12 protein-coding genes are annotated in these 12178 nt (G+C 55.8%); 7 read left to right on the top strand and 5 right to left on the bottom strand.

Going from position 1 to position 12178, the window contains the following annotated elements:
* The first annotated feature begins 209 nt into the window (after positions 1-209).
* The 7 genes from EYB53_RS17165 (at position 210) to EYB53_RS17135 (ending at position 9555) form a co-directional block, all read left to right on the top strand.
* Positions 210-776: a TetR/AcrR family transcriptional regulator gene (locus EYB53_RS17165; protein ID WP_135479639.1), complete on the top strand. Its 567-nt coding sequence runs from the start codon at positions 210-212 to the stop codon at positions 774-776.
* A gap of 16 nt (positions 777-792) precedes the next feature.
* Entirely contained in the window at positions 793-2157 is a 1365-nt protein-coding gene (locus EYB53_RS17160; RefSeq protein ID WP_135479638.1) for an alpha-amylase family glycosyl hydrolase, read from the top strand.
* Between the two features lie 55 nt (positions 2158-2212).
* Positions 2213-3391 carry a phospholipase D-like domain-containing protein gene (locus tag EYB53_RS17155; protein ID WP_135479637.1) on the top strand — a complete coding sequence of 393 codons (1179 nt, stop codon included), beginning with the start codon at positions 2213-2215 and terminating at the stop codon, positions 3389-3391.
* Between the two features lie 111 nt (positions 3392-3502).
* Entirely contained in the window at positions 3503-5425 is a 1923-nt protein-coding gene (locus tag EYB53_RS17150) for a histidine kinase N-terminal 7TM domain-containing protein (RefSeq protein ID WP_135479636.1), read from the top strand.
* Between the two features lie 45 nt (positions 5426-5470).
* Positions 5471-5842 (top strand): response regulator transcription factor, encoded by a 372-nt coding sequence (locus EYB53_RS17145; protein WP_135479635.1) that lies wholly within the window; start codon positions 5471-5473, stop codon positions 5840-5842.
* Positions 5843-5851: 9 nt separating this feature from the next.
* Complete coding sequence (locus EYB53_RS17140) at positions 5852-7930, top strand: hybrid sensor histidine kinase/response regulator (protein WP_135479634.1); 2079 nt, start codon at positions 5852-5854, stop codon at positions 7928-7930.
* Positions 7927-9555 (top strand): response regulator, encoded by a 1629-nt coding sequence (locus EYB53_RS17135; RefSeq protein ID WP_135479633.1) that lies wholly within the window; start codon positions 7927-7929, stop codon positions 9553-9555. Before EYB53_RS17140 ends, EYB53_RS17135 begins: the two co-directional genes overlap by 4 nt.
* Positions 9556-9571: 16 nt before the next feature.
* Here the strand turns inward: EYB53_RS17135 and EYB53_RS17130 are convergent, their stop codons facing one another.
* From EYB53_RS17130 to EYB53_RS17110, 5 genes are all read right to left on the bottom strand, one after another.
* Entirely contained in the window at positions 9572-9901 is a 330-nt protein-coding gene (locus EYB53_RS17130) for a hypothetical protein (protein WP_135479632.1), read from the bottom strand.
* Positions 9898-10149, bottom strand: coding sequence for a hypothetical protein (locus tag EYB53_RS17125; protein WP_135479631.1), 252 nt, complete (start codon positions 10147-10149; stop codon positions 9898-9900). The genes EYB53_RS17130 and EYB53_RS17125 overlap by 4 nt, the downstream gene beginning before the upstream one ends.
* Before the next feature lie 64 nt (positions 10150-10213).
* The gene (locus EYB53_RS17120) at positions 10214-10732 is read right to left on the bottom strand and encodes a CRISPR-associated protein Cas4 (protein WP_371879128.1); all 519 of its coding nucleotides are present in this window, start codon (positions 10730-10732) and stop codon (positions 10214-10216) included.
* A complete protein-coding gene (locus EYB53_RS17115) occupies positions 10723-10950 on the bottom strand; it encodes a hypothetical protein (RefSeq protein ID WP_135479629.1) in 228 nt (75 codons plus the stop codon). The genes EYB53_RS17120 and EYB53_RS17115 overlap by 10 nt, the downstream gene beginning before the upstream one ends.
* 19 nt (positions 10951-10969) lie before the next feature.
* Positions 10970-12154 (bottom strand): M50 family metallopeptidase, encoded by a 1185-nt coding sequence (locus tag EYB53_RS17110; protein WP_135479628.1) that lies wholly within the window; start codon positions 12152-12154, stop codon positions 10970-10972.
* Between the last annotated feature and the right edge of the window lie 24 nt (positions 12155-12178).

Raw genomic sequence — 12178 nt, 5'->3', positions numbered from 1 at the left:
CACCCGCCAGGGCACCCGCCAGGGCACCCGCCAGGGCACCCGCCAGGGCACCCGCAAGGGGTGCCCCTACAGGGCCGGGTGGCGGGCCCGGTGTAGGGGCACCCCTTGCGGGTGCCCCGTTGTATCCGATTTCGTATGATGCAATCGCCCTAACCCAGTTCTTCTGCTGGGGCTTGACATCTAGTATACCGAACGGTATACTGATTGATATGGATAACCGTCAAGCCATTTTAGCGCAAGCCCTCGACCTTTTTGCGGCCCGTGGCTATGATGCGGTTGGGATCCAAGCGATCTGCACGGCTGCGGGGATCACGAAACCAACGCTCTACCATTATTTTGGGAGTAAGCAGGGTCTGCTTGCGGCGCTCGTCGAAGAGCGCATAGCACCTTTATTGGCCCAACTCGATGAAGCGACGACCTACACGGGCGATCTTCCGCACACATTGACGCAGCTTGTACGCAGCTATTTTGGCTTTGCACGCACAGAACCAGTCGTCTATCGGTTGATGTTGAGCCTCTGGTTTGGGCCTACGACGGGGGAGGCGTTCCAGATCATTATGGCATGTATCCAGGCGCAACAGCGCATGGTTGAGGAGCTTTTTGCGCGTGCTACCGCTGATCATGGCAACATGCGTGGACGGCAGCGTATTTATGCCGCCACCTTGCTTGGCACAATCAATACCCGGGTAACGATGGCGCTCAACGGGTTTGGTGACCTTGATGACACTGTTGTCTACCAGACAGTTCACCAGTTTTCGCATGGTATCTATTCATAATTTAAGGATCTACATAATGACTCACTGGTCACATGACGCCATCTTTTACCATATCTACCCGTTGGGCCTGTGTGGTGCACCGCATACGAACCCTTTTGATGGGAGTGTTGCGCCACGGTTGCGCGAGCTCCACGACTGGATTGAACCGATGCGCACGCTTGGCGTGAACGCACTCTATCTAGGGCCTTTGTTTGAGTCAACCAGTCACGGATATGACACCGTTGACTACTATACCCTCGATCGGCGCCTTGGTACGAACGCGATGCTGGCAGAGCTTGCCAATGAACTGCATCGCAATGGGATCAGACTGATCCTTGACGGTGTGTTTCACCATGTTGGGCGTGATTTCTGGGCGTTTCGCGATCTCTTGACGCACCAGGAGGCTTCGGCCTACCGGGATTGGTTTGTGGAGATTGATTTTAGTCAACGGAGCCCTTACGGTGATCCTTTCAGTTATGCGAGTTGGGATGGATACTTTAATCTGGTGAAACTTAACCTGCGCAATGCAGAGGTGCGGGCGCATCTATTTGGGGCGGTGCAGAGCTGGATCGAGCAATTTGACCTTGATGGTTTGCGGCTTGATGTGGCCGAACTGCTTGACCTGGAGTTTCTGCGTGAGTTGCGCCAGGTTTGCAAAGCACGCAAACCTGATTTCTGGTTGATGGGTGAGCAGGTCCATGGTGATTATCGGCGTATCGCCAACCCCGACATGCTTGATGCAACAACAAACTACGAAGTCTACAAGGGTCTCTACTCAAGCCACAATGATCACAACTATTTTGAAATTGCCCACTCACTCAAGCGGCAATATGGATCAGAGGGCGTCTATCGTGGTCTGCCCCTCTACAATTTTGTTGACAATCATGATGTACCGCGTGTGGCCTCGATCTTGCACGAGCGTGCCCATCTCGCCCCAATCTATGCGTTGCTTTTTACGATACCGGGGGTACCAGCAATCTATTATGGTAGCGAGTGGGGGTATGGTGGCGTGAAGAGTGATGATGACGCGCTCCTCCGCCCGCGGTTACGTCTGCCTGAAGCGCGTGTGCAGGCCCCGTACCCTCAACTGGCCGATACCCTGGCGCTGCTGGCGGATCGCCGCCATCGGTTGCCCGCCCTTCGTTATGGTGATTACACCCAGGTGCATGTTGCTGCCGAGCAACTTGCTTTTGTCCGCCGCTACCACGAGCAGATTGCCCTGGTTGCGGTCAATGCAGCTGCGTCGCCAGTGGAACTTGTGCTGCCGATTGATCTGCCCAACGGAACACTGCTGATGGACTGGCTCAACCAGGGTAGCGAATTGATCGTCAACCAAGGTCGGGTCACCCTTCACGTGCCCGCTCGGTGGGCAAGTCTCCTCACACGGGCATCAGCAACCTGATTATCTAGCATATAATGCAACAGATAACCGCACACACGCTGCTGAAGGATTGGGTATGTCTGCTTCAAAACCCCGTCGGCGCTCGCAGTCTTCGTCATTCTGGGCTCTGTTGCTTCTGGTCGGACTGGTTACCTTCGGCTACTTCTTGAGCCAGGGTGTTTTCAATCCGCTGCTGCGTCGAGTGGGGCTTGATCCGGCCTGGTTTGGCCTGGAGCAGACGGCAAAGCCAGCGGCCAGCATTGCGACTGATGCTGGCTCGCTCGAGGTCTTTTTTACAACACCCGAACTCATCTATCCTGATGTCCCACGGAACCGGCTCGCCCCGGCGCATGAACGGGCATTGCTGGCTGATCTTCGGTCGGCGACCCGTAGCATTGACTTTGCCAGCTTTGAGTACAATCTGACGAGTCTTGCCGATGCACTGGTAGAGGCCCGGCAACGGGGGGTGAAGGTGCGCCTGGCGCTTGATCGTGGCAACCTCGAAAATCCAGTGATGGCGAAATGGGCCGGAATTGTTGAGGATGCAGGGATTCCAATCAGTTGGGAAGAGAGTAGCAATTTTCTACACAGCAAATTTGTTGTCATTGATGAGCGCATTGTCTGGACTGGTTCGTGGAATCCGACGATCAATGATACTTACCGGAACAACAATAATATTCTGCGTAGCACCATCCCAGTGCTCGTTGCCAACTATCGTGCCGAGTTCGAGCGGATGGCCGACGGAGATTTTGGGAAACGCAAGATGGGCGCTACGCCTTATCCAACGATCCAAATGGGCGATGTGCTGATCGAGAATTACTTTTCACCAACTGAACCGGTGCGTGACCGCATTGTGGCATATCTGGCTGAAGCTGAGCGTAGTGTTGATGTGATGGCCTTTTCGTTCACGGCTGATGAGATCGGTGAGGCGATGGTTGAACGCCATCAGGCAGGTGTCCCCGTACGAGTTGTCTTTGAAAATCGCAACGCCGCTGGAATTGGATCGGAATTTGATCGCTTGTCTGGTGCTGGTATTGATGTGTTCAAAGATGGCAATTGTTATACCATGCACCACAAAGTGATTATTATTGATCAGCGTATTGTCATCACTGGCTCGTACAACTTCACGGCACGGGCCGAGAATGTGAATGACGAGAATCTTTTGATCATCAATGATGCGGTGCTTGCTGCGGGGTATCAAGAAGAATTTGCGCGGGTCTATGCTCAGGCGCAAAATCCGCTGCGTTGCAATTAGGTTGCGGGGCACGGCAGCGCCGTGCCCCAACCGGACGTACGCTTAAAACTGGTATAATCGAGCAGAGCATCATGCTGATAGTGACAGCGCTTCTGATCTGGTGAGCGTGCCATGATCGCAATCCTTGAGCAACTCAATCTGCTCTTCGCGGCAGTCGTTCTTATTGTTACCTTCTCGCTTCTGGCCTATATCGCCATGCAGAACTGGCGCAATGATATTGCCCGTGCGCTCGTGATCCTGCTGGCGGGGGTGGTCATTGTCTATGGCGGCGATCTGTTGCTGGCGCGAGCAACCCGTGCGGCCACAATGGATGTCCTTGGCCGTGCGCAGTGGCTTGGCATTGCGATGGTTCCTGCCGCCTATATCCATCTTGCCAACGGGCTCTTTGCGATCAGCGAGTATCAGGCACTGGCCTTGCGCAGCCGCCGCCTCGTTTATCTGGCCTATCTTGGGAGTCTGATCTTCTTTTTGCTGGTTGCCCTCGGAACCGATCTGGTGGTTCAGGGCGGATTGCCAAGTGGCCCGATTGCGCAGTTTCGCCCGGGGCCGCTCTTCTGGTCATATGCGCTCTTTTTCGTGATCGGTGCCGTCGTTGCGTTTGTTGCGATTGTGCAATCGCAGCGGAGTGCCTTGACCGCCAATCAACGCCGCCGCCTTATGTATCTCGGGGCAAGCTTTGCGGCCCCCGGGATCGGGGTCTTTCCATTTCTCGTCGTTGGTATGCCGGCCGCAGTTCCGATCAGTGTCGTGCTCTTTCTGCAAGCCATTGCCAGTATCATCGTGACGGTGATGATCACGATCATGACCTATAGCATCGCGTTTCAAGGCGTGCTCTTGCCTGATCGCCTGATCAAGCAAGATTTTCTGCGCTGGTGGCTTTATGGGCCATTTATTGGCATTTCGATTGTGCTGTTTATTCAAGTTGTGCCCCTCTTTGAACGCCTGCTCGGCTTTCCGCAGAATACGCTGCTGACCTTCGGGGTAATGTTGATGACGGTATTGATGCCGCTCTTTGTGAGCCGCGTCAAGCCCTACCTGGATACGCTGGTCTATATGCAAGACCAGGATGAGATTGATTATCTGCGTAAATTGCCGCGCAGCACCTTTACCCGCGCTGATCTGCGTGCCTTGCTCGAGAATTCGCTGGTGGCGATCTGTGGCGCGTTACGGGTCGAAACAGGGTTTGTGCTGGTGCCAGATGCCAATGATTATAGTATCCGGGCAGTCTGTGGCTCGCGTCGTGAGGTCAAGCGGTTTCTTGGAGAGTATCCGTTGCCCGATCTTTTGCCGCAGTTGCAACAGTTGCCACCGCGTGGCCGCGGGATGCTGCCGCCGTCTGATGCTTTTGTGGCGTGTGGCGGTTTTTGCCTGCTGCCCCTCCATAGTCCCGATGGGCTCTTTCTTGGTGCCGTTGCGGTCGCGTATCAGCCCGAAACGCTGCAAAGCGAGAACAGCTTGACGACCGAGACGCGCCAGTTGATCAGTGTGCTGACCCATCAGATGGAACTGGCCCTTTCGACCGTGCAGATGCAGCAGCGCATCTTTGATGCCCTGCGCGGCCTTGCGCCCGAGATGGAGTCGTTGCAACATGTGGTGAGTCAACTCGAACAGGGTACAGCCCCCGATCTGGCCGCGACCGATGGCGAGATGGTGCTCAGCCCCGATTTTCCTCAATTGGTGAAAGATGCGTTGACCCAGTTCTGGGGTGGTCCCAAGCTTGCCGATAGCCCTCTGATGGGGCTGCGTACTGTCAAACGGGTGATCCAGGATCAGGGTGGTAGCCCCACACGCGCTTTGCAGGTTGTCCTCCGTCAGGCGATCAGCAACCTGCGCCCCGATGAACAGCTTGCTCCTTCCGGCCAGGAGTGGCTGCTCTATAATTTACTTGAAGGGCGTTTTCTCCAACGCAAAACGGTTCGTGATGTCGCCAATCGCCTGGCGATGAGTGAGTCGGATTTTTATCGCAAGCAACGGATTGCCATCGAAGAGGTTGCCCGCCAACTGGCCTTGATGGAAGAAGATGTCCGTTCATAAGGTGTGTACCAACGGCGGTATGACCTTGACCGAAGAGGAAGCACCATGAAGGTGTTGCTCGCCGAAGATGAACCAGATATTCGCTTGATCACGAGCCTCGCCCTCGAAGATGCTGGCTGTACCGTGGTCGCGGTCGCTGATGGACAGGCTGCCGTAGAGGCTGCCATGAACGAGGGGTTTGATGTTGCGTTGCTTGATGTGATGATGCCCCGTATGGATGGCTTCGCAACCTGTACCGCGCTCCGCAGCCATGCAGAGACAAGTGCGCTGCCCATAATTTTCCTCACGGCGCGTTCGCAAGAGCCTGAAGTGCAACACGGATTGGCGCTGGGTGCCGCTGGCTATATCGTCAAACCATTTGATGTCTTTACCCTGGTTGAGTTGATGACCTCTATTCTTGAGCAGTACCAGCAGTAGATAGAGCTTATGGATGCACCTGCTACCAGTCTGTTGGATTTGACCCCTCAAATGCTGCACGCTCTCTATCAGGTGAGCCGTCAGCTTGCCCGGAGTCAGAGCGTGACCCAGATCGAGCGCACGCTTGTCACAGGTCTTTGCGAGGTGGTGCATTGTACCGGGGTTGTCTGGTATACGCTGGTGGAGACCGAGGAGGGCGGTTATCTGGCCTACGGTGATAGCGTCGGGGTACCTGACGTCCTGATGCGCGATCAGTACATGATGCACGATCAGTTCGTGCGTTGGCGTGTGCCGCTGGCGGAAGATGCGCGGGTGATATCAGTAGCGACCCTGCTCAACCCCCATCACGAGCACCTCGCCGCATTTGAAGGTTGTGGGGCGCTCATCACCGGCGAAAAAAAGGCCTATGCACTTGTTGTTGTGCTCTGGTCAATGCATCTCCAGCGCCCCACAGGTTGGCAGCAGGCGTTAGTAAGTCTGGCCGAAGATTGTGGTTATGGGTTGGATCGCCTCAACGTCAAGCTCGGTCTTGCCACTTTTATGCTTGATCAGATGCATCACTTTACGACGATCCGGGCCGAGCAAGAGCGGACACGCGCCGTGATTGATGCAACGAACGATGCGATCCTGATGATTGACGAATATCGGCGTCCAATCTTGATCAATCGACGGGCGCGCTTCTTTTTCGGGGTCAAAGAACGTGAACTGATTGGCAAGAGTTTTGAACAGTTGAGCCGTTTTCTTGCCCAGATTTTTGAACAGAGTACGACTTTCAATGACTGGTTGCTACAATTACTTGGCTCACAGACAGCCCGCGATGTGCGCGAGTTTGCGCTCCACAGCCCTGAACGACGCCTGCTCCAGTGTTTTGCCGCCCCGGTCACCGATGTGCATGATCGTTACCGTGGACGCATCTTGATCTTCCGCGACATCACACGTGAACGTGAAGTTGAGCGCATGAAGAACGATTTTGTTTCGACGGTGAGCCACGAGTTGCGCACCCCGCTGACAAGCATTCAGGGGGCGCTTCAGCTTGTCCTTGGCAAACCAGGCAGTACACGGTCAGCTTCGGCTGACGAACTCTCGCCAAGGAATCTCGAGTTGCTCACTATTTCCTTGTCGAATACCGAACGCCTGATCCGTCTGATCAATGATATCCTCGATCTTGCCAAAATTGAACAGGGCCGGATTCAACTCAGGCGCGAACCAATCAGGCCTGAAGAACTCTGCCAGAGTGCGGTGCGTGATATGAATGCGCTGGCGGCAACGAAGCAGATCAGGCTTGAAGTCGAGGCCGCGTCAGTGCTGCCGGCGGTGATGGCTGACCGTGATCGCTCGATGCAGGTCTTGATCAACCTGCTCTCGAATGCGATCAAATTTTCACCCGCTGGAGGCAGGGTGCTTGTGCGGGTGCAGCGTCATGAGAACGTCGTGTGTTTTGCCGTGCAGGATTGGGGGCGGGGCATTCCACCCGAACACCACGAGCGTGTCTTTCAGCGTTTTCAACAGCTCGACAGCTCAAGTACGCGTGAATTCAGCGGCACTGGTCTGGGCCTGGCGATTAGCAAAACCCTGGTGGAAGAACAGGGTGGCAATATCTGGCTTGAAAGTGTGGCGGGGCAGGGCGCGACGTTTCATTTTACCTTACCGCTTGTCCCCGGTAGTGAGGGTCTCGCTTTTTCTAGCGGTGAACCGATCCAGGCACGGCGTTCCCACATCCTGGTCGTTGAAGATGATCCGTATGTCCGTCCGGTCTTGATCCGTCTGTTGCAACGCTACGGCTTGCAAGTCACGCATGCCAACGATGGGTTTGAGGCTCTGGCAGCGATCAATTTGTTGCAACCCGATCTTGTGCTGCTTGATATCAAGATGCCAGGCATTGATGGCCTTGAAGTGCTTTATCGTATGCACCAGCATCCCGAAATGGCGCACATTCCCGTTATTATTTTGACAGCCGATGATCTCAACGAGCATACCCGCGCCCGCGGTATGGCACTTGGTGCTCGTGCGTATCTCGAGAAGCCCGTTGGCTCGGAACGGCTGATTAACACGATCAATCGGGTACTCGCAGCAGAGGGACAGGGATGAAGGCTACGCCACCGGAACTTGAGCGTCTGACGCATGCGCTGATGTCGCCCCTTACGACCCTACAAGGGACGGTGCAGTTGCTGCAGCGGCGGCTCAGCAATGCGCCTGATGAGCAGCAAGCGTTGCTGCTCGCCGCGCTTGGGCGCAATGTGCAGCGCCTGCGCACCGTATGCGATCTCCTTTTGCAAAGCGCCTCCTTTGATGGCACGCACCTCCAGATCTGTCTTATCCCGGAGGATCTGACCAATCATAGCGCTGCCAGCACCACAACAACACACCAGGATCAGCCGGTTGCCCCTGCGCAAGCTGGACAACCACTCGTCGAAGCAGTCACGCCCAGGGATCATCAGTGCATTCTCGTGATCGCAGCCGCGACGAGCCGTGCTGCAATGCTTCTTCCGTTGCTTCACGAGCGTGGTTTTACCGTCGAACTGATCGAAGCGTCGACCAGCGGCATTGACCGTGTCCGTGAAGTTCGCCCGTCCCTTGTTCTCGTCGATCCGCATGTCGATCACGAGGCTGAAATAGCGCTCCAGATCCTGAGTGAAGACCCCGAAACCAAAGGGATTGTGCTCGCTGTGCTGAGCAAGGAGTTCCACTGGACAGGTACACGCCATCCTTTCATCATTGACCCGATGCTCTCGCCCGAGCAAGCTGTTTACTCGCTCACCCAGCACCTGAGCCCGAGCGACAACCAGCTTTACTCGCGCCAACGCATTCTGATTGTTGATGACGAACCTGACATTGCCATGATGATCGCTGCCCAGTTTGAACGTGACGGCTTCCAGACGATGCAGGTTCACAGTGGCACCGAGGTGTTGCAGATCGTCCGCGAGCAACGCTTTGATCTTATCTTGCTTGACGTCATGTTGCCTGACATTGATGGATTCACGGCCCTTGGGGGCTTGCGTGCCCAGGCTGAAACGCAATTGATCCCGATTATTCTGCTTTCGGCGATCAACTCACCAATGGAAAAAGTTCGGGGGCTAGAGTTAGGGGCTGATGATTATATCACCAAGCCCTTCAGTGCTGCTGAACTGAGTGCGCGGGTGCAGGCGGCGATGCGGCGTAGTGAACGCGACGGCGGCGCGAATCCTTCGACCCGTCTCCCGGGCAATATTGCCATTGAGCGGGCGATCAGCCAGCGCATCGACCAGGGTCTACCTTTTGCTGTGGGCTATTGCGATCTTGATAACTTCAAAGCCTACAACGACCGTTACGGCTTTCTCAAAGGTGACGCCGTCATTCTGCGCACAGCACAGATCTTGCTCGATGCGATTCGTACGATGGGCAACCCTGATGATTTTGTTGGGCACATTGGTGGGGATGATTTCGTGGTCATCAGCACGCCCGACCGCATCGAGGCTATCTGCAGCACAGCAGTAGCTCGTTTTGATGCAACTGTGCCCTTCTTCTACGATCCAGCGACACGGCAACGAGGTTTTATCAGCGGGTTTGATCGTCAGGGCCAGTCGACCCGATTTCCCCTGGCCAGCATTACGATCACGGTCATTAGTAGCGCACGACATACGTTTCGTCATCCCGGCGAAGTTGCTCAGCGGTCTGCTGAAGGCAAAAAACGGGGCAAACAGATCCCCGGTAGCCTCTACCTGTTGCACGAATAACGCCGTACGAGGTTACTTACGCCACCGAGCGTGCCGGGGCTGGCTCTTCTGAAGGGGGACTACAGACGGCGCAGACCCGGAAGGGTATGCCTGTCCCAGTTACCGTGCGAATATGCTCGCGGCTACCGCAATAGCGGCATACCGAGAGATTCTCGATATCTTCGGCACGCCAGAGCTGAGGGGCCATGGTTATCTCCATTGGCTCATCAATCGAGAGAATGCCAATCTTGACACACACGGCAGCAGGGAAGATATCGGCAACACGGGCGAAGATCTTATGTGGATGCGAGTAGACCTCATCACCAATGAGGATCCCTGTCATCCGGGGATGTGACCGAATTTTCATAGCTCGTCAAGCCGGGCGACAAGTTGTTGGAGATCAGTGTCGTCCAGCGCGAAACCTGGAGAGTCAGCGAACATCAGATCATCAAGGATGATACGAAACAGAGCCTGATCATGTTCGTCAACCGTCAACGCACCTTGTTCAAGAGCGTAAAAGCGATCAACGGCCCAATTGGCCAGTTGCTCAGCACTAATACGTTGCGCAAGACGCGCCTGAAGCTGAGTACGTATGTCACGACGCGTTAGTATCATAGCATAAGATTCTTGTTTTTGCATTCCCCGAAAAGAACAGGGTTTGGTGCCTGCCCCAAAGGCGCTAGGCAAGCGCATCCTCACACAACTCACGAAACCCACAGCCCGCACACCGTCGATCTTCGTCGTGGCTCCGCCTAACATCGGCTTGATCGAGCAGATCACGCATCACGGCAAGCGTGGCAAGCAGTTCGTCGCGCACTGCAGGCGTATACGCAAGGCGAAAGGTCGTCTGTGCATAACGGAGCAGACCATAGGGTGGGGCCTGTCCGGTGGTTGCTTCCACGAGCAAACAATAGGCGGCCAGTTGCATCAGATCAGAGTCATAGGGTGTGCTGGCCTGACGTCCGGGTTTGACCTCAACCGGAATCGTATGTCCACCACGTTCAAGCAAGTAATCGGGCTTGCCCGTCAGACCATATGCTGCCGCAAAGAGGGGGCGTTGCAGGCGACGGCCTTCGCCGACATCATCGGCCACAACCCGCCCCCAGGGCAACCCGGTGCGCCGACGAAGCAGCGCAGCGCTTGCCAGGACGAGCAAGGCCAACCCGATCAAACCAGCAGCGAGGGCCTCTATTGCCACGATAGCACCAGCAGTAACACCCCGCCGATCAGCAGAGCGATCCCAAGCCACCATGCGCCCTGACTGAGGGCGACCGCCCGTCCGTGGCGAGCGTGGCGCACAATGCCAACGGCCCTGCGCTCGTGCCCAGAAGGTTCTTCGCCGGCGACCCGTCGGAGCCACCAGGCACGAGCGCAAAAGACAAACTCACCTACTTCACTCGCACGAATAACCGACATACGTCACCCTATCCCACGGCTACGAACCACCGAGGACCGGATTGCCTCGGATCGCATTCATAACATCGTTGACCGTAATCAACAACATCAGGCCCATCAGCGCGGCAAACCCAATTGCATGGACAAGGGCTTCCTTTTCGGGGGGCACTTTTTTGCCGCCACGGAGCAACTCGATGACCGAGAAGACAATATGGCTGCCATCGAGCGCCGGGATGGGCAACAGATTGAGCAAGAAGAGATTCAGGCTCAACACAGCGGTCAGATTCCAGAACGCAATGAAGCCACCGGGTTGCTGGATCACCTCACCCGTCGCACGTGCGATGCCAACCGGGCCAATTGGCTCACCATCGGGTGATGGTGTTGACGAAATAATGCCAAAGATCGCGCCAGGCAAGCCCGCCAGGGCATTGAGCATCCGTCCGAGCAGATCGAGGCTATGCGTAACTCCCGTCCAAGCCGCCTGGATGGGGCCAGCCTCAACCATCTCGATATCCTGCCCATAACTAAAACCAAAGCCCGACTCAATCTGGGCCCCACTCGGTGATGTCCAGGGGCCAGGGGTAACGACCAGCGTCACCTCGCGGTCATCACGGATGACAACGGCCTCGACCGGTTGGCCGAGATTCGTGCGTCCGACCTCACCGATGACCGTTGCGTCGACGGCTGGGCGACCATCGAGGCTGAGCAGTTCATCACCGGCCTGAAACCCAGCGAGAGCGGCGGGGGTAGCATCAAAGACCTCACCAATCAACTGACGCCCGGTAGGGGTTGGCACCCCCATAAAGAAAAAGAGCACCGCAAAGATGAGCATAGCCAGCAAGAGATTCATCAACGGGCCAGCGACCATCACCGCGATTTTGCGCAGTGGTGGCGCAGCCGCAAGGGTGCCCGACCCACCACTATAGATATTATCTTCGGCGCCTTCGTGGCTAGCAAAGCGCACAAAGCCACCAATAGGCAGCCAGTTCAGCGTATACTTCACGCCATTGCGTTCAAAGAGCACCATGGCTCTGGGGGGGAAGCCGACGCCAAATTCTTCGACTTTAATGCCCATCCAGATAGCCGTCAGAAAATGACCAAGCTCGTGGACAACCACCAGCAAACCAAGCATCAGCAAAAAAGCAACAATCGCCACAATCGGATTGCTGCTTGCTTGCTCGACTGCCTGTTGAAGCGGGGCTGCCGCCGCAGTAAGTAACTCCATCTTCTTGCTCCCTCGGGGTACCTA

It is taken from the genome of Candidatus Chloroploca mongolica (genome assembly GCF_004762035.2).
GTDB lineage: Bacteria > Chloroflexota > Chloroflexia > Chloroflexales > Chloroflexaceae > Chloroploca > Chloroploca mongolica.
Note: the sequence above shows the minus strand (reverse complement) of the source record. Positions and strands in the feature narration are given on the sequence as shown.